Source organism: Streptomyces sp. NPDC039465, from assembly GCF_055639315.1.
This window is the reverse complement of sequence record NZ_JBVKAP010000009.1, coordinates 1-16,177: the sequence shown is the minus strand read 5'-3', so window position 1 is coordinate 16,177 and position 16,177 is coordinate 1. Positions and strand designations below refer to the sequence as shown.

The 16,177-nt window shown below is 73.7% G+C and carries 16 protein-coding genes and 2 pseudogenes; 9 read left to right on the top strand and 9 right to left on the bottom strand.

What is annotated here, in order from left to right:
- Nucleotides 1-41: 41 nt before the first annotated feature.
- Nucleotides 42-1,004 carry an LLM class F420-dependent oxidoreductase gene (locus tag ACZ7LT_RS26855; RefSeq protein WP_471238674.1) on the bottom strand — a complete coding sequence of 321 codons (963 nt, stop codon included), beginning with the start codon at nucleotides 1,002-1,004 and terminating at the stop codon, nucleotides 42-44.
- 161 nt (nucleotides 1,005-1,165) lie between these two features.
- On the opposite strand from ACZ7LT_RS26855, the gene ACZ7LT_RS26850 reads away from it, so the two are divergent.
- A complete protein-coding gene (locus ACZ7LT_RS26850) occupies nucleotides 1,166-1,387 on the top strand; it encodes a DUF6381 family protein (protein WP_471238673.1) in 222 nt (73 codons plus the stop codon).
- A gap of 85 nt (nucleotides 1,388-1,472) precedes the next feature.
- On the top strand, nucleotides 1,473-2,138 hold the full coding sequence (locus ACZ7LT_RS26845; RefSeq protein ID WP_471238672.1) for an HAD family hydrolase: 666 nt from the start codon (nucleotides 1,473-1,475) through the stop codon (nucleotides 2,136-2,138).
- Nucleotides 2,139-2,171: 33 nt separating this feature from the next.
- Here the strand turns inward: ACZ7LT_RS26845 and secD are convergent, their stop codons facing one another.
- The gene (gene secD, locus ACZ7LT_RS26840; RefSeq protein ID WP_471238671.1) at nucleotides 2,172-4,460 is read right to left on the bottom strand and encodes a protein translocase subunit SecD; all 2,289 of its coding nucleotides are present in this window, start codon (nucleotides 4,458-4,460) and stop codon (nucleotides 2,172-2,174) included.
- Between the two features lie 68 nt (nucleotides 4,461-4,528).
- On the bottom strand, nucleotides 4,529-4,948 hold the full coding sequence (locus ACZ7LT_RS26835) for a hypothetical protein (RefSeq protein ID WP_471238670.1): 420 nt from the start codon (nucleotides 4,946-4,948) through the stop codon (nucleotides 4,529-4,531).
- Nucleotides 4,949-5,060: 112 nt separating this feature from the next.
- Here ACZ7LT_RS26835 and ACZ7LT_RS26830 point away from each other — a divergent pair, with 112 nt between their 5' ends.
- Nucleotides 5,061-6,047 carry a LysR family transcriptional regulator gene (locus tag ACZ7LT_RS26830; protein WP_471238669.1) on the top strand — a complete coding sequence of 329 codons (987 nt, stop codon included), beginning with the start codon at nucleotides 5,061-5,063 and terminating at the stop codon, nucleotides 6,045-6,047.
- A gap of 7 nt (nucleotides 6,048-6,054) precedes the next feature.
- Here the strand turns inward: ACZ7LT_RS26830 and ACZ7LT_RS26825 are convergent.
- Nucleotides 6,055-7,791: pseudogene (locus tag ACZ7LT_RS26825) on the bottom strand (amidohydrolase).
- Between the two features lie 112 nt (nucleotides 7,792-7,903).
- Nucleotides 7,904-8,782, bottom strand: a complete 879-nt coding sequence (locus tag ACZ7LT_RS26820; RefSeq protein WP_471238668.1) for a LysR family transcriptional regulator — start codon at nucleotides 8,780-8,782, stop codon at nucleotides 7,904-7,906.
- Between the two features lie 141 nt (nucleotides 8,783-8,923).
- Here ACZ7LT_RS26820 and ACZ7LT_RS26815 point away from each other — a divergent pair, with 141 nt between their 5' ends.
- Together ACZ7LT_RS26815 and ACZ7LT_RS26810 are read left to right on the top strand one after the other, a co-directional pair.
- The gene (locus ACZ7LT_RS26815; protein ID WP_471238667.1) at nucleotides 8,924-9,469 is read left to right on the top strand and encodes a type 1 glutamine amidotransferase domain-containing protein; all 546 of its coding nucleotides are present in this window, start codon (nucleotides 8,924-8,926) and stop codon (nucleotides 9,467-9,469) included.
- Between the two features lie 8 nt (nucleotides 9,470-9,477).
- The gene (locus ACZ7LT_RS26810) at nucleotides 9,478-9,645 is read left to right on the top strand and encodes a hypothetical protein (protein WP_471238666.1); all 168 of its coding nucleotides are present in this window, start codon (nucleotides 9,478-9,480) and stop codon (nucleotides 9,643-9,645) included.
- A 35-nt stretch (nucleotides 9,646-9,680) separates the two neighbouring features.
- Here the strand turns inward: ACZ7LT_RS26810 and ACZ7LT_RS26805 are convergent, their stop codons facing one another.
- Nucleotides 9,681-10,304 carry a TetR/AcrR family transcriptional regulator gene (locus ACZ7LT_RS26805; protein ID WP_471238665.1) on the bottom strand — a complete coding sequence of 208 codons (624 nt, stop codon included), beginning with the start codon at nucleotides 10,302-10,304 and terminating at the stop codon, nucleotides 9,681-9,683.
- Between the two features lie 82 nt (nucleotides 10,305-10,386).
- On the opposite strand from ACZ7LT_RS26805, the gene ACZ7LT_RS26800 reads away from it, so the two are divergent.
- Both ACZ7LT_RS26800 and ACZ7LT_RS26795 read left to right on the top strand, forming a co-directional pair.
- A complete protein-coding gene (locus tag ACZ7LT_RS26800; protein WP_471238664.1) occupies nucleotides 10,387-10,821 on the top strand; it encodes a VOC family protein in 435 nt (144 codons plus the stop codon).
- Nucleotides 10,822-10,829: 8 nt separating this feature from the next.
- Nucleotides 10,830-10,985, top strand: a complete 156-nt coding sequence (locus tag ACZ7LT_RS26795) for a hypothetical protein (RefSeq protein WP_471238663.1) — start codon at nucleotides 10,830-10,832, stop codon at nucleotides 10,983-10,985.
- On the opposite strand, the pseudogene ACZ7LT_RS26790 reads toward ACZ7LT_RS26795, so the two are convergent.
- Nucleotides 10,982-12,144 (bottom strand): annotated as a pseudogene (locus ACZ7LT_RS26790) (glutamate dehydrogenase). The gene ACZ7LT_RS26795 and the pseudogene ACZ7LT_RS26790 overlap by 4 nt on opposite strands.
- Between ACZ7LT_RS26790 and ACZ7LT_RS26785 the strand changes: the two are divergent.
- The gene (locus ACZ7LT_RS26785; protein WP_471238872.1) at nucleotides 12,134-12,286 is read left to right on the top strand and encodes a hypothetical protein; all 153 of its coding nucleotides are present in this window, start codon (nucleotides 12,134-12,136) and stop codon (nucleotides 12,284-12,286) included. The pseudogene ACZ7LT_RS26790 and the gene ACZ7LT_RS26785 sit on opposite strands and share 11 nt — an antisense overlap.
- Before the next feature lie 8 nt (nucleotides 12,287-12,294).
- On the opposite strand, the gene ACZ7LT_RS26780 is transcribed toward ACZ7LT_RS26785, so the two are convergent.
- Entirely contained in the window at nucleotides 12,295-13,638 is a 1,344-nt protein-coding gene (locus ACZ7LT_RS26780) for a DUF6777 domain-containing protein (RefSeq protein WP_471238662.1), read from the bottom strand.
- Between the two features lie 175 nt (nucleotides 13,639-13,813).
- Between ACZ7LT_RS26780 and ACZ7LT_RS26775 the strand changes: the two genes are divergently transcribed.
- Entirely contained in the window at nucleotides 13,814-15,070 is a 1,257-nt protein-coding gene (locus ACZ7LT_RS26775) for a streptophobe family protein (protein WP_471238862.1), read from the top strand.
- On the opposite strand, the gene ACZ7LT_RS26770 is transcribed toward ACZ7LT_RS26775, so the two are convergent.
- Nucleotides 15,067-16,050 carry an IS481 family transposase gene (locus ACZ7LT_RS26770; protein WP_471238661.1) on the bottom strand — a complete coding sequence of 328 codons (984 nt, stop codon included), beginning with the start codon at nucleotides 16,048-16,050 and terminating at the stop codon, nucleotides 15,067-15,069. The two genes, ACZ7LT_RS26775 and ACZ7LT_RS26770, sit on opposite strands and share 4 nt — an antisense overlap.
- Nucleotides 16,051-16,177: the final 127 nt, after the last annotated feature.

Below are 16,177 nucleotides of genomic sequence, written 5' to 3'. Positions count from 1 at the left end.
CCTTCGGGTCAGGCTCCTTGCGGTCGGGCTCCTTGGGGAGATCACGCCCGCAGCGCGGGGAGCAGCTCCTTGTGGGCCCAGTCCAGGAACGGCCTCTGCTGGTCGCCGCCGACCTGGACGAGGGCGACCTCCGTGAAGCCGGCTTCGGCGAACTCGCCCACGGCCTTGACGACCGCGTCCACGTCGTCGCCGCAGGGGATGGTCTCGGCGACGTCCTCGGGCCGTACGTGCTGGGTGGCCGCCGCGAACCCGGCGGGCCCGCGCAGCTCGGCGTTGACGTCCCAGCCGCCGACCGACCAGCGGAACTGCTCGTGGGCCCGGGCCAGCGCCGCCTCCTGGTCCGTGTCGTAGCAGATGGGCAGCTGCCCGACCCGGGGCTTGCCCGCGCCGCCGTGCCGGTCGAACGCCTCCACCAGCTCACTCTTCGGCTCGATCGCGACCAGCAGATCGCCCAGCCGGCCGGCGAGGGCACACGACCGGTCGCCGGAGGCGGCCACGCCGATCGGCGGCGGGGTGTCGGGCAGGTCCCACAGCCGCGCGTTCTCGACGTCGTAGTGGGGGCCGTGATGGTTCACCTCTTCGCCCTCGAAGAGGGCGCGGATGATGCCGATGGCCTCCTCCAGCATCTCCAGGCGGACGTGGGCGGCGGGCCAGCCGGCGCCGACGACGTGCTCGTTGAGGTTCTCGCCGGAGCCGAGGCCGAGACGGAACCGTCCGCCGGACAGCAGCTGCATCGTCGCCGCCTTCTGCGCCACGACCGCGGGGTGGTAGCGGACCGTGGGGCAGGTCACGTACGTCATGAGCGGGATCCGCGAGGTGGCCTGCGCGGCGGCGCCCAGCACGCTCCAGGCGTACGGGGCGTGCCCTTGGGTGTCGAGCCACGGGAAGTAGTGGTCGGAGGTGACGGAGAAGTCGAACCCGGCCTCCTCGGCCCGTACGACGTGCTCGACCAGCTCCTGGGGGCCGGCTTGCTCGGTCATCATTGTGTATCCGATGTGCACCATGTCGGGCGGTTTGCCGGTCCGGCCGCGCCGAAACGTGCGGACCGCCCGAATGTCGTGTTTTGCGTTCCGCGGTCTGGGAAGCCGCCCAGTGGCCGCGGCGCCCACCGCCGGTACGGCACCGTACGTCAGCCCGGGGCGCCCCGCACGTCGAGGAGGCCACGGTGAGTGACGAATACAGGGCGCGTGACGGCGCACGCGCGCGGGCCGAACACCAGCGCGACAAGGCCGAGAACCTGCTGCGCCGGGCCCGTCTGTCCACCGACCCCGAGGAGGCCCAGCGCCTCCGCGACCAGGGAGAACGGCTCAAGGAGCAGAGCGAGCGGGCCCTGAGGCAGGAACCGGAGACCGAACGGGGAGACATCCGCGAGGAATACCCGCGCTAGGCGGAGCCTCCGAGCGGCTCCCTGCGGAGCCTGGGGCGAAAGGCGGGCGGCCACGGCCGCCCCGAACCCGAGACGAGGTGGCGGCATGACGCGCGCGGCACTCTTCGACGTCGACGGCACGCTCGTCGACACCAACCATCTCCATGTCGTCTGCTGGTGGGAGGCGTTCCGCCAGGCCGGCCACCGCGTGCCCACCCATGACATCCACCGGGCCGTCGGCCGCCCCGCCGAGGACCTGATCGCCCATGTGCTCGGCGAGGACCGCGACAAGGACGAGGACGAGTCCCTCTCCGACGCCCACAAGACCCTCTACGGCACGTACTTCGAACGGCTCACCGCCTTCGCCTCCGCGGGGAAGCTGCTGAAGACCCTCGCAGGCCAAGGCCGGAAGGTCGTCCTGGTCACCTCCGCCGAAGGCACCGAACTCGACGCGCTGCGCCGCGCCATCGACGCGGACGAGGCCATCACGACCACGGCGAGCGCCGACGACGTGGAGCAGGGCAAACCCGCCCCCGAACCCGTCCAACAGGCCCTGGAGGCCGTCGGCGCCGACCCCTCGGACGCGGTCTTCGTCGGCGACACGGTCTGGGACATGAAGGCGGCCAGCCGCGCGGGCGTCCCCTGCGTCGGCCTCCTGTGCGGCGGCATCCCCCGCTCCGACCTCGAAGCGGCGGGCGCCAAGGTGGTGTTCCGCGACCCGGCCGACCTGCTGGCCCACCTGGACGACAGCCCCTTCGGCCCGGACGGATGACCCGAAGGGCCACCCGTCCGAGCCCGCCGGAGGTCACACCACCGCGCCCGTACCCTTCCGCGCCGCGCCGCGCTCCGGACGTACCGGCGCCGGATGACGGGTCTCCAGCACGACCGCCAGCGGCATCGCCGTGAACACGGACGACGCGATCCCGGCGACCACGCCCGCGAGGAGCGCGATCGAGAAGTCGGTGAGCGAGTCCCCGCCGAGCACGGCGAGCGCAAGCAGCACGAACAGCGCGCCCATACCGGTGTTGACCGTCCGCGGCACGGTCTGCGTCACCGCGCGATCGGCCAGCTCCGGCCACACCGGGCTGCGCCCGGCCGCCCGGCGCAGCTCGCGCAGCCGGTCGAAGACGACCACGGTGTCGTTGACCGAGTAGCCGATCACCGTCAGCAGCGCCGCCAGGAACACACTGTCGACCGGCCTGCCGAGCCAGGCGAAGAGCCCCACCACCAGCAGGACGTCCTGCACCATCGCCGTGACCGCCGCGGCCGCGAACGTCCAGCGGAACCGGACGGTGAGATAGACCAGTTGGGCGGCCACCGCCACCCCCAGCGCGATCAGCGCCTTCGTGCGCAGCTCACTTCCGAGGCTCGGCCCGATCAGCTCGTCCCGCTCCACGCTCGCCGACCCCCCGGCCGCCGCCAGCGCCGCCCGGATCCGCTCCTGCTCGTCGTTGGAGAGCTCCCCGGTGCGTACGGTGACCCCGTCGCCGTCCGACGTCTGTACCACCGCCCGCGGGAACCCGGCCTCCGACACCGCCGCCCGGGCCGTGTCCGCGTCGAGCGTCCGCCCGGTCGCGTACTCGACGACCCGCCCGCCGGTGAACTCGACCCCGAGCTCCAGGCCGCGCACGCCGATACCGGCCAGCGCGCACAGCACGAGCCCCGCGCACAGCCCCAGCCACAGCCTGCGCCGCCGCATCAGCCGCGGCCGGCGACGGTCGAGCCAGGCGCGCACCCGGCCCGTGCTCGCCATGCCGGTGAGCCCCGGCCGCCGGGCCACGAACCGGCGGCGCACCGCCCACTCCGCAAGGACCCGCGTGATGACCAGCGCCGACAGCATCGACGCGACGACGCCGACGGCCAGCGTCACCCCGAACCCCTTGACCGGGCCCGTCGCGAAGAAGAACAGTAGACCGGCGGCGAGCAGCGTGGTCACGTTCGAGTCGACGACGGCGCTGAACGCCTTGGCGAAACCGGTGCGCAGCGGCCGCCGCAGATCCCGCACAGCGCCCGCCCCCTTGGACCGCGCGCCGCCGTTCGCGTACTCCTCCCGGGCCCGTTCGAAGACCAGCACGTTCGCGTCCACGGCCATACCGACCGCGAGGACGAACCCGGCGAGACCGGGCAGGGTCAGCGTGGCGCCCAGCGCGACCACGCACGCGTAGGCGATCAGCCCGTACAGCGCGAGCGCCACCGTCGCGAGCGCCCCGAGCAGCCGGTACACGACCATCACGAAGACGGCGGTGCACACCAGACCGATCAGGGCCGCCTGCGCGCTGGCCCGGATCGCGTCCGCGCCGAGCGTCGGGCCGACCGTGGACTGCTCGACCGTCGTCACCGGCACGGGCAGCGCGCCGCCCTCGACCAGCGCGGCGAGCTCCCGGGCCGCCGCCGCGTCGAATCCGCCGGTGATCTGGCCGGACCCGCCCTGGATCCCCGCGCCGCACGGGACACCCGTCTGCATGCCCGGCGCGGACACGATCCGCCCGTCGAGCACGATCGCGACCCTCCGCTTGGGGTCGCCCTGCGGGGCGCACGCCGCCTCGCTGGTGATCCGGGCCCACTGCTCGCCGGCCTTGCCGCGGAAGGCGAGATCGACCCGCCAGCTTCCCGACTGGGCGTCGAGGACGGCGTCGGCGCCCTTGACCCCGTCGCCGGTGAGCGCGGCGGGGGCGAGGCGCAGGGCGCGGCCCGGGGCGTCCGGGTCGGCGAGGACGTTCTTGCCGTCGGGCGTCGCGGCCTGGCCGAGCACGGGGTGGAAGGACAGCTGGGCGGTGCGGCCGATCAGCGCGGCCGCCTCCCGCGGATCGCGTACGCCGGGCAGTTCGACGACGATCCGCCGCTCACCGGAGCGGGCGAGCGTCGGCTCGGCGACACCGAGCGCGTCGACCCGCTGCCGGAGCACCTCCAAGGCACGGTCGGTGGCCGCCGCGTCGGCGCGCACGGTGGGGGAGTCCTGGGTCTCCAGGACGATACGGGTGCCGCCGCGCAGATCGAGTCCGAGACGGGCCGGGGCATGGAAGGCGAAGAAGAGGGACACGGCGACGACGGCGAGCGCGAACAGCGCACGCCAGGCCGTGGCACGAGAAGACATGGGTCTCTCCACGGAGAAGAACCCGTCGGCACATGGGGCCGACGGGGCATACGGGCAGGGCGGAAGGCTCAGCTGCTCCGCGTGGAGGGTGGTGCGCGGCTGTGGCGCGGGTGGTACGCGTGGGACGGCGGCGCCCGCTCCTGGCGGGGCAGCACCGACTCACCGCCGACGAGCGGCCGTTCGTCGCCGTAGGGCGCCGGCCCTTCGAGCGCGCCGGTGGGCACCGGAGGCCGCGCCGTGACGTCGGTGGCCACCGCTTGCCGTGCCACCGGCGCCCGTTCGGTCTGCCGTGCCTGCCGGGTCTCCCGGGATTCCCGGAGACGGGTGGGGGCGTCGGCGCGTACCGGCTGCGACATCGCCGCGGCGGCCACCGGGGCGGCCTGGGTGGGCGGGGTGGTGGCACCGGTGAGGACGAGGAAGGTGGCCCACACGCCGAGCAGGACGGACGGCAGTACGGTCGCGACGATGCCGCGCACACGCTGTCGCATCAGCCCCCGCCCCCCGCCGTGGTCCCCCGGTCCGAACACGTATCTCCGGCAGACTCTACAGCGCCCTCCCGGTGGTGGGCCCTGCCCCGGGAACCCCCCTAGCATCAGACCCATGGGACAGAGGAGTACGGAGAGTTCGCAGGGACCCGGGCCCGGACCGGGATCGGGATCGGGATCAGGAGCGGCCTCGGGTCCGGCGGACCTCAATCTGCTGCGCACCTTCCTCGCCGTGCACCGCTCCGGATCGTTCACCGCCGCGGCCCGGCTGCTCGGCCTCTCCCAGCCGACCGTGACGACCCAGATCCGGTCCCTGGAACGGCAGATGGGGCGCGAGCTGTTCGAGCGGCTGCCGCGCGGGGTCGCCCCCGCGCCGTACGCCGACGAACTGGCGGCCCGGATCGGGGCACCCCTCGACGCGCTGGCCGCGGCCACGGGCGAGGAGGACGGCCCGGGCGGGAGCCGCCCCGCCGAGCCGGTCCATCTGGCCGGCCCGGCCGAGGCGCTGTGCGTCCTCGCGCTGCCCGCGCTCGCACCGCTGGTCGACGCGGGCGTCCGGCTGCGGGTGACCACAGGACTGACCGATCCGCTCCTGGAGGAACTGCGCGCGGGCCGCCATGACCTGGTCTTCTCCACGGCCCGGCCGAAGGGGCGCACGCTGACCGCCGTGCCGCTCGCGGACGAGGAGTTCGTCCTGGTCGCGGCACCGGTCTGGGCCGAGCGGATCGGCGGCCCCGGCCGGGTGGCCGCCGACGGCCCCGCCGCGCTGCACGGCGTCCCGCTGGTCACCTACGCCGAGGACCTGCCGATCGCCCGCCGGTACTGGCGGCACGTCTTCGCCGCCCGGCTGACCCGGCACGCCGCCGTCACCGTTCCCGACCTGCGTGGGGTCCTCGCCGCGGTGACCGCGGGCGCCGGGTTCACCGTGCTGCCCCGGTATCTGTGCCGGGCCGAACTGGCCTCCGGGGCGCTGGTCGCGCTCCACGACCCCGACGACCCGCCGATCAACACCGCCTATCTCGTCCAGCGTCCGGGCACCGGCGCTCACCCGCATGTCGCCCTGGTCCGCGACCGGCTCCTGGCGGCGGCCCGGGACTGGTGATCCCCCGTCAGACGCCGTCCTCGGGCGCCTGCGCCATCAGGTCGTGCACGACCCGTCCGTCCACGACGGTCAGCAGCACCGGCATCCCGGGGATCTCCCGCGGGTCGGCGTCGAGCAGCTCCCCGCCGAGCACACACAGATCCGCGACCTTCCCCACCTCCAGGGAGCCCTTCCAGTCCTCGGCGAAGTCCTGCCAGGCCGCGTCGGCGGTGTACGTCCGCAGGGCCTCGGCGAGCGAGATCCGCTGACCGGGACCGCTGACCCGGCCACCGCGGGACTCGCGCAGCATCATCGTGGACACCCCTTGACGCCAGTCGGGGAAGGTGACGGGTGCGTCCGAACTGCTGGTCACCGTGACGCCCGCGTCCAGCGCGTCGCGGTACGGCCAGGCGTACGCCGCCCGCTCCGCCCCGACCAGCTCCTCCTCCATGTCGGCCACCGCCCACTTGAGGGTGGGGTTCATGTTGACGCCGTAGCCGAGCGCCGCCAGCCGCTTCATCGCACCGGCCGGCAGGAAGTCGCCGTGGATGAGGTAGTGCCGGGCGTCCGCCCGCGGATCCGACTCGGCCGCCGCGGCGAGCGCGTCGACGACCGTGTCGATGCCCCGGTCACCGGTCACATGGATACCCAGCTGGAGACCGTGGCGGTGCCCGGTGAGCACCATTTCCCGTATCGCGGCGATCCGCTCCGGGTCGTCCGCGCCCTCCACGGCGAGGGCGCCGCAGCCCCCGGACACGTACGGCTCGTGCATCCAGGCCGTCTTGTTGGGCGGCACACCGTCGGCGAAGATCTTCAGCCCGATGACGTTCAGCCACCGGGGATCGGCGCCGTCCTCGACCGGGACCAGCGCCTCGGTCACACGCGCGAACTCCTCCGCGGTGCTGCTCAGTCCGGTCGGCAGGAGCAACACCGCCACCCGCGCGGTCAGTTCACCGGCGGCCAGCAGTGTGCGGTACGCGTCGAGGGTGCCCGAGCCCATCGAGCCGCCGGACATGTCCTCGCCGCCCGGGCCGAGCCCCGGCTCGGTGAAGCTGGTGATGCCGAGCGCCCGCAGCTGGGCGAGGGCCGAACGGATCGCGTCGGCCCGGACCTGGGGCGTGAGCGCGGGCACCGCCTGCTGCACCAGCGCCTGGGCGCCCTCCCGGAGCAGACCGGTCGCTTCGCCCTGGGCGTCCCTGACGATCTCGCCGCCGGGCGGGGCGACGGTGTCCTGGCCGATTCCGGCGAGGGCGAGCGCGGCGGAGTTGGCCCAGGAGGCGTGTCCGGAGAGGTCCTGGAGCAGGACGGGGTGGTCCGGCGCGGCCGCGTCCAGGTCCGCGCGTCAGGGCAGACGCTCCGGCTCGGCGACGCACTCGGCGAGCGTGCTGGTGTCCCAGCCGATGCCGGTGAGCCACTGCCCGGCGGGGGCCGACGCGGCGGCGGCCCGTACCGTCTCGGCGATGTCGGCGATCGACCGCACCGCCGGGAAGGCGATGTCGAGTGCCATCGGGGGCGTGCTGAGCCCGAAGTGACAGGCGTGCAGATGCGAGTCGTTGATGCCGGGCAGGAGCGTGGCGCCCTTGAGGTCGACGACCCGCGTGTCCGGGCCGATGTACGGCTCGACATCGGCGCGTCCGCCCACGGCAGTGATCACCGAACCGGTCACGGCGAGGGCGGTGGCGACGGTGAACTCCCGGTCCACAGTCACCACCGTGCCGTCGAGGAACACCAGGTCCGCGGCGCGGGAGGGAAGAGAAGTAGCCATACCGCCACAGAAGCCGATCATGGTCTCGGCTGTCCACGCGGCGGTGCCGTACGTCCGTTCGGCCACGCCGTACGGGCCGGGTCAGGCCACGCCGCGCGTCGTGCGGGCCGGGTCAGGCCACCCGTAGCCGCTCGGCCACCTCCTCGACCACCGCGCCGGTCCCCTCGGCCCAGATCAGCGCGTGCACCAGCGTCGGAGCGCCCTCCAGCGGGCGCCAGGCGAGCCCCTCCCCGTCCGCCAGCGCCCAGCGCGGCCGCAGCGCCACCAGCCGGGGCTCGCTGCGCAGCTCGGTGACGAAGAGGTTCCGGCGGGGCGGACGGGCCCGCAGCCGCGGCCACCAGCCGGCCGCATGGCAGACGGACAGTACGTCGTCGTGGTAGCCGGGCGCCAGATCGCGCGGGAACCAGAGCAGTTCCTCGCCGTCCAGATCGTCCCAGGTGAGCCGGGACTTGGCGGCGAGCGGATGATCGTGCGCGACGAGCACGCCCAGTTGCTCGTCGCTCACCGGCGCGGTCCGCAGGCCGCCGGTGTCGGCGGGCAGGACGACAAGGCCCGCCTCCAGCGCCCCGTGCCGTACGGCACAGAGCTGGTCGGCCGTCGGCACGTCCAGCAGTTCGAGGGTGCGCTCCCGGTCCTTGAAGCACTGCCAGAGCCGCTCGACCACGGTGTGCGGGCTGCCAGGAGTGACCCCCATCCGGATCACCTGCCCCGCCGACGCCTCCCGCACCGACCGTGCGGCGGCCCGAGCCGTCTCCAGCAGGGCGCGGGCGTACGGCACCAGCGCCAGGCCCGCCGGGGTCGGCTCCATCCCGGAGGGGGTGCGGTGGAAGAGCGGCGCGCCGAGCGTCCGCTCCAGGGCGATGATCTGCTCGCTCAGCGACGACGAGCGCAGCCCGAGGGCCTCGGCGGCGCGGGTGAGGTTGCCCTGCTGGACGACCGCCTCGAAGTAGCGCACCTGCCGTAGCTCCACACCCGCCCCCACCAAGATCATCAAGCCTGTGGTCCCGACTCTAGACCTGGCCCCGCGGGCCGCGGCCGCGGGGGCACACGAAGCTGTGTGAAGTGGCCGGACAGGGGCAGACGCGCGACTGGAGCACTACCGCACCAAGACGAGCGCGAAGGAAGTGAGCGTATGCGCGTCGCGTTCCTGATGGCTCCCGAGGGAGTCGAACAGGTCGAGCTGACCGAGCCCTGGCAGGCCGTCCTGGACGCCGGCGGACAGCCGGCCCTCGTGTCCACCAAGCCGGGCCGTATCCAGGCCTTCAAGCACCTGGACAAGGCCGACACCTTCCCCGTGGACGCGACGGTCGCCGACAGCTCGGTCGAGGACTACGACGCCCTGGTCCTGCCCGGCGGCGTCGCCAACCCCGACGCACTGCGGCTGGACGCGGCCGCCGTCGGGTTCGTACGGGACTTCTTCGGGGCCGGGAAACCCGTCGCAGCGATCTGTCACGCGCCCTGGACGCTGGTGGAGGCCGACGTCGTACGCGGCCGGACCCTCACGTCCTGGCCCAGTGTGCGCACCGACATCCGCAACGCCGGCGGGATCTGGGTGGACGAGGAGGCCGTGGTCTGCCACGCCGCCCCCTCGACGCTGGTCACCAGCCGCAAACCGGGCGACCTGAAGGCGTTCAACAAGGCGCTCCTGGCCGAGTTCGCGGCCCTGAGCAGCCGGTAGGAGGTGTCATGACCCAGCCGCCGCCAGACGGACCGGGCCCGGTGCCGACCACCCCCGATCCCGTACCGCACGACCCCCAGCCGCCCGAGCCCGACACGGACGAGCCCCGCCCGCCGGAGGAACCCCCCATGGACCCGGAGCCCGGCGACCGTCCCCTGCCGGAACCGCCCGACTAGACACGACCCGGCCCCTGCCTAGGGGGGCCGGGTCGTCAGCGGCTCGGCAGGTCCGCGCGGTCGATGCCCAGCTCACGGGCGAGCGCGTCGTCCGTCCAGTCCAGCATCCGGGCGCGGGTGAGCCCGCCGGGTGCGCCGGCGTACGACGTCATCTGGATGGCGAGTCCGTCCAGGAGCGCGGTCAGGCGCCAGGCCGCGTCGGCGGGGGACGCGCAGCGGAACTCGCCCGACGCCGCGCCCTCGGCGATCACGTCGGTCAGCGCCGCCTTCCACTGCCGGTCCAGGTCACGGGTGACCGCGCGCAGCCCCGGCTCCCGCAGAGCGGCCCCCCAGCCCTCGATCCACAACCGCCAGCCCTTGGCCTGCCCGGTCGGCGCGTACCAGCGCATCGCGGCGTGCAGCCGGCGTACGGCGGTGGTGCGGCGGCCGAGCAGCTTGCGCAGATGGGCCAGATCGCTCTGGGCGGCGTACGCGAAGGCCGCGGCGACGAGCTTCTCCTTGGACGAGAAGTGGTACAGCACCAGCGCGTTGCTGACCCCGAGGGCGGAGGCGACATCGGCGATCCGGACCGCCGTCACCCCACGCGCCTCGATCTGTTCGACGGCAGCGCGCATCATCTCCTCGCGCCGCTCCTCCACGCTCAAGCGAACTCTGGCCACGGCGTCACAGTACACAGCGCCACGACACCCCCGGCCCGGCCGCGGCCCCCTCTTCCGTGCCCCGCTGAGTAGGGTCGGCCCCATGGCGTATCTCTTCCAGGTGACCGTCGACTCGAACGAACCCCACGCGCTCGCCGACTGGTGGGCGGACGCGCTCGGCTGGGAGGTGGAGCCGAGCGACGAGCCGTTCATCCGCCGGATGGTCGCCGAAGGCGCGGCCACCGAGGACGACACGACCACCCACCGTGGCACGCTGGTGTGGAAGGCGGGAGCGGGGATCCGCCACCCGGAGGGCCCGGACCGCGCGCCCCGCATCCTCTTCCAGCTCGTCCCGGAGCCCAAGCAGGTCAAGAACCGCATCCATCTCGACGTCACCACCGGCGGGGACGACCCCGAGGCAGTCGTCGAACGACTCCTCTCCCGCGGCGCGACCTTCCTCCACCACGGCCGCCAGGGCCCGTACACCTGGACCACCCTCACCGACCCGGCGGGCAACGAGTTCTGCATCCTCCACTGAGATACCGGATGAACAACAGGGGCGAGTCCCCGGAGCGGGTGCACACCCAGATCGTGGAGTTCTGGGACCAGCTCGGCGAGATGCGCCGCATCATGCGGCGGAGCATCGGCGTCCCGCCCGACGGCCTGGGCGGCGCGAAGGCCGCCACCGAAGACCGACCCTAGGGGTACCAGCCGCACCGCTCCGCGATCAGGGGCAGCCGGTCCTCGGCCAGGGTGTGTGCCGCCGATCGGGGTGTGGTGGCGTCGCGTTCGGCGGGGGTCAGCATGGCGTCGACGAGGGACCGCATCGACCGCCGGATGTGCGTGAACGCCTCCTGCGCGTCGGCGCCGATGTCACCGAAGAGGGTCCACCACCACCAGGCGTTGGTGGCGGAGTTGACGACGACGTCCGGCAGGACGGTGATCCCGCGGGCCGCGAGCAGTTCCTCGGCCTCCGGCAGGACCGGCATGTTGGCGGCCTCGACGACCCAACGGGCCGTGATCCGTGCCTGGTTGGCGGCGTCGATGACGTACGAGACGGCGGCCGGTACGAGCACCTCCGCGTCGGCCGACAGCCAGGCGTCCCCGGGCAGTTCCAGGTCGCCGGGGCGGAGCGCGCCCCGGTCCACAGTGCCGTGGTGGTCGCGCGCGGCGAGCAGCGCCTCGACGTCGAGGCCGTCGGGGTGGGCGATCGTGCCCTTGACGTCGGCGACGGCGACGACGCGCAGCCCGGCGGCGGCCAGGAACCGGGCCGTGGCCCCGCCCATCGTGCCCAGGCCCTGAACGGAGACCCGGGTCCCGTCGTACGGCACACCCGCGCGGTCCAGGACGGCGAGGACGGACTCGGCGACGCCGCAGCCGCCCGCCAGTTCGTCGAGGCCGATGCCGTCGACGTCCACCGCGAACGCGGCCGCGAGCCGCTCCCGTGCCGTCCCCTCGTCGTCCAGCAGGGGTAGACGGCCTGCACGGAGGAGACGAGACCGGCCTCGGCGGGGGCCCGGTCCACGAGGTCCTGGGTGAGGCCCAGGTCCTCGCCGGTCGTCCAGAACCGCTCGATGTAGGGCCGCATGGCGTGCAAATAGCGCACCAGCAGGCCGTAGGCCTCCGGATCCCGGGGGTCGCAGTCGATCCCGCCCTTGGCGCCGCCGAGCGGGATGTAGCGGGCCGTCGGGTCGTAGTGCAGGGCCTCCTTCATCGTCATCCCGCGGGCCAGCCCCGCGACCTCGTCCCGGGTGCAGCCCGCCCGCATCCGCAGCCCGCCGCTGCACACCCCGCGGACGAGCCGGTCAATCACCAGAAACCCCTGTCGGCCGGTGACATGGTCGGTCCAGGTGGACGACATCAGCGGCGGCGGGACCGCGGGCGCCGCCGGGGTCGTCGCCGCGGTCGCGGCCGGGCTCGTCGTCACGGGTCATCGGGAGGCCTCCTCAGGAACGGTGACGAGGGTAGGCCCCGGCGTGCGTGTCAACGAGCCCAGCTACTGACTCCTCATTCAGTCCGGTGGTGCGGGCGAGGCGGGTGAGGGTGGGACGTCCTCGGGCGAATCGGGCGGCGGCGCGGTCTCCGCGGACTCGGAGGCCGGGGAGCCGTACTGCGTGTCCGGCTCGGTCCCGGTCTCCGTCTCGGTCGGGGTCCCGGTGTCCGGCGACCGGGTCTCCGGTGACTGGGGCGCGGGCGAGCGGGTCTCCGGTGACCGGGGCGCGGGCGACCGGGTGTCGGGCGACGCGGTGTCCGGGGACTTGGGAGGCGGGGCGCTGGAGGTGGGCGGGCACGGGATCGCGGTGCCGCTGTACTCGCCGTCACCCGTCACCGTCACGCACGGGGTCGGCCCCACGGGACTCGGAGGCATCGGCGACACCGGAATCGGAGGCTGCTTCGGCGGGCGGGTCTTCTTGTCCTTCTTTCCGTGGTCACCGCGCTCCCGCGCCACCCATTCGCGGTTCTTCTGGTCGTAGATCACGAAGACCTTCACGATCGTCACCGACGGCCGGACGAACACCATGCTGGCCGGGCGATAGGCCGGCCAGGCGGCGCCCTTGGGCTGCGGGTTCGACTGGGGCACCGGCTCCTTGAGCGGGTTGCCGCAGGCGCAGCGGACCCGCGGCACGCCCCGGGGGTCGACCAGGACCGCGGTCCCGGCCTGCAGGACGGCCTGGTAGGCGTTGGCGCGCCCGTCCCGGTAGCCGTGGTTGGTGACACGGGTGTCGTACCGCAGCTGCACCGGCGTCAGCCCGCGCAGATACCCGGCGACGGCGTCCGGCTGGATCCCCAGGACCGACGCGAACGACGACTTCTTGGCCGGTTCGGCGTCGAGATACGCGACCTGCCGCTCGACGTCGCAGCTGGCGACGTTCCTGGTGCCGCCGTACAGCCCGGGCGACGATCCGGTGACCCCGCGCGTCGTGTTCGTCCCGCCCTGGGTCGGGCTCGGGAGCGGGGCGGGCGACTGCGGTACGGCGTTCTCGTTGGCGGTCGACTTCGTGTACGGCTCGGCGCCCTCCGCGGCCGCGGCCTCGAGGAACACCTCGCCGCCGCCCCCGGCCGCGCCGCCTCCTCCGTCCCCGTCCGAACGGGTGAGGACGACGGTCAGCGCGGCCGCCGCGACGAGAACGGCGGTGAGCGCGGCGACCTTCGGCACGGACCGCCACCACGGGCCCCCGCCACCGCCCTCACCGCCGGGACCCGCGGGCCCGCCGGGACCGCCCCGGCCCCCAGGGGGGGCGGGCGGCGGGGGCGGACCGGCCTGCCCCGGCCCTGAGGAAGGACCGGAGGAGGGGCCGGACAGAGGACCCGAGGGAGGACCGGTCGGGCGGCCGGAGGGAGGCTCGGAAGTCACGTTTCATCCCTTTCTTCCGGATCGGCGCCATTGTGTGGTCGCACGCCCCTCGCCGCACGGCGGGGCGGGCCCGGGTCGCGTCGGAGGCCTCCGCCCACATGGACCCTCCGACGGGCGAGGGCGCGAGAGGCGGCCTAGCGTGGGCAGGGTGAGCCGTCAGGGACCCACCGCCGCCATGACCGGCGCTCAGCGCGCCGCGTACGACTGGCGCGACGCCCTCGTCGCCGTGGTCGCCGGATTCCTCGCCATGATCGTCTTCGCGGCGCTGGGCCTGTGGGCCGCCGGCGCCGCGGACCTGCCCGACGGCTCCTTCCCGAGCGTGGTCGCCGCTGTCGTCGTGATGGCCGCCGGCGGCTCCATCGACGTGACCGGCGACGCGGGACCCCTCGCCGGGACCGAGGCCGAGCTGTCCGCCATGCCCCTCACCGTCACCCTGGCCGGCGCCCTCGCCACCGGCATCGCCTTCCTGCGCCCCCTGCGCCATCGGGCCATCGCCTCGACCGGCGAACTCCTCGCCCGGATCGCCCGTACGACGCTCCTCTGGCTGGCCGCCCTCGTCGGCGCCGCCGCTCTCGCCCGGCACACCTTCGGCATCACCCCCGACCTCGGCCAGGACCCCACGGCCGAGATCTTCGGCGAGCTGCTCGAAGACGCCATCACCGTCGGTTTCGAGGCCGACATGGGCCCGACCGTCCTCTTCGGGCTCCTGTGGGTGCTCGGCGTCCTCACCATCGCGCTGCTCGTCTCCCGTACGGCGCCCCTCCCGGCCCGGTTCGTCCGCTACCAGGAGCCGGTCCGTCCCGCCGCCTTCGCGATGCTCTTCCTGCTGCTCGCGTGCGCGGTCTTGGGCCTGGTCATCGGGCTGGTCGTGGCCGCCACCCGCGGCCACCCCGCCGAGACGTTCGCCGTGATCCTGCTCGGCCTGCCCAACGTCTCCTGGCTCGCGCTCGGCCTCGGCATCGGCGCCTCCTGGGAGGGCAAGGTCGACGGGCCGTTCGGGCTGCCCATGCCGCACATCCTCGACCAGGTGCTCCGCGGCCGGGAGAACACCACCCTCGACCTGGGCGCGCTCACCTCCTACGACCAACGCGCCTGGTGGCTGGTGCCCATCGCCGCCGTGCTCCTGCTCGCCGCCGCGTTCGTCATGGCCGTGCGCTCCCCGGCACGGACGCGGCTCTGGCAGCACGCCCTCCACCTCGGCGTCGCCTTCGCCCTGACCCTGCTCGTCATCGGCCCCGTCACCCGGATCTCCGCCCGCTACGGCCTCTCGCTCCTCGGCATCGGCGACATCGAGGCCCTCGGCGGCGAGGTCCTCCTACGACCGCACCCGTGGGCCGCGGCAGGCCTGGCCCTCCTGTGGGGCCTGGTCGCCGGATTCCTCGGCGGCCTGCTCGCCTCGCACGTGCGCCGCCGCGGCGAAGTCCAGGACTAGGTGTATTGACCCGGAGCGTTGTTGACGCGGCTGATGGGCGGGTGTCCGTCCAGTGCGGTGTGGCAGCGGTGGTGGTTGTAGGTGTGGAGGAAGTCTGCCAGGGCCTCGGTCCGCTCGGTGTTGCTGGTGTAGGGCCGTAGGTAGGCCCACTCGTCCAGCAGGGTGCGGTTGAAGCGTTCGACCTTGCCGTTGGTCTGCGGGCGGTAGGGGCGGATGCGCTTGTGGGCGATGCCGGCAGCGGTCAGGGTCTGGGTGAACAGCTTGGACTTGTAGCAGGAGCCGTTGTCGGTCAGCACCCGCTCGACGGTGATGCCGTGGGTGGTGAAGAACGCCTGGGCCCGCTGCCAGAACGCTGCGGCGGTGTGCTGGCGTTCGTCGGGCAGGACTTCGCTGTAGGCCAGGCGGGAGTGGTCGTCGACGGCGGAGTGGATGTAGCTGTAGCCGATGACCGGCTTGCAGCTCTTGCGCTCGTCCGTGGTGGCGATCTTGTTGTCCATGGCCCGGCGGCGGTCCAGGACCTTGTGGCCGCCGCCGTCGGGGATGTTGCCGAGCTTCTTGATGTCGACGTGGACCAGTTCGCCTGGCCGGACACGTTCGTAGCGGCGGACGGGTTCGCCGGTGGGCCGGTCGAGCCAGGCCAGGCGGTGCAGGCCGTGGCGGGTCAGGATGCGGTGCACGGTAGAGGCGGGCAGGCCCAGGATCGGTCCGATGCGGGCCGGGCCGAGTTTGCGGGCCTGCCGCAGGCTGCAGATGCGGGCCTCCAGGGCGGCCGGGGTGCGGTGCGGCGTCGTGCGTGGCCGGCTGGAGCGATCGACGAGCCCGGCCTCGCCCTCGGCCCGCCACCGGCGCATCCACTTGTGGGCGGTGGCCCGCGAGATGCCCATTTCGGCCGCGACGTGCGCGACCGGACGACCCGAGCGGACACGTTCGACCAACAGCCGCCTCCCGAAGACGGTCAGCCGGGCATTACGGTGGGACACGAAGACCTCCGTGTGTGGTGTGGAGCCTATAACTTGATCTTTAACCTGTGCGGCGGGGGCGGGGAGTGGTCGACTTCTTGTTCCGGGACGTGGTAGCGCCCGTCTTGCGGGATGTGTGGACGTCGTG

Excerpts from the sequence above, each read along its gene's own strand:
- ACZ7LT_RS26845 (WP_471238672.1), top strand. The coding sequence starts at position 1,473 with ATGACGCGCGCGGCACTCTTCGACGTCGACGGCACGCTCGTCGACACC.
- ACZ7LT_RS26815 (WP_471238667.1), top strand. The coding sequence starts at position 8,924 with ATGCGCGTCGCGTTCCTGATGGCTCCCGAGGGAGTCGAACAGGTCGAG.
- ACZ7LT_RS26830 (WP_471238669.1), top strand. The coding sequence starts at position 5,061 with ATGGGACAGAGGAGTACGGAGAGTTCGCAGGGACCCGGGCCCGGACCG.
- ACZ7LT_RS26835 (WP_471238670.1), bottom strand. The coding sequence starts at position 4,948 with ATGCGACAGCGTGTGCGCGGCATCGTCGCGACCGTACTGCCGTCCGTC.
- ACZ7LT_RS26855 (WP_471238674.1), bottom strand. The coding sequence starts at position 1,004 with ATGGTGCACATCGGATACACAATGATGACCGAGCAAGCCGGCCCCCAG.
- ACZ7LT_RS26800 (WP_471238664.1), top strand. The coding sequence starts at position 10,387 with ATGGCGTATCTCTTCCAGGTGACCGTCGACTCGAACGAACCCCACGCG.
- secD (WP_471238671.1), bottom strand. The coding sequence starts at position 4,460 with ATGTCTTCTCGTGCCACGGCCTGGCGTGCGCTGTTCGCGCTCGCCGTC.
- ACZ7LT_RS26795 (WP_471238663.1), top strand. The coding sequence starts at position 10,830 with ATGAACAACAGGGGCGAGTCCCCGGAGCGGGTGCACACCCAGATCGTG.
- ACZ7LT_RS26775 (WP_471238862.1), top strand. The coding sequence starts at position 13,814 with ATGACCGGCGCTCAGCGCGCCGCGTACGACTGGCGCGACGCCCTCGTC.
- ACZ7LT_RS26810 (WP_471238666.1), top strand. The coding sequence starts at position 9,478 with ATGACCCAGCCGCCGCCAGACGGACCGGGCCCGGTGCCGACCACCCCC.
- ACZ7LT_RS26820 (WP_471238668.1), bottom strand. The coding sequence starts at position 8,782 with ATGATCTTGGTGGGGGCGGGTGTGGAGCTACGGCAGGTGCGCTACTTC.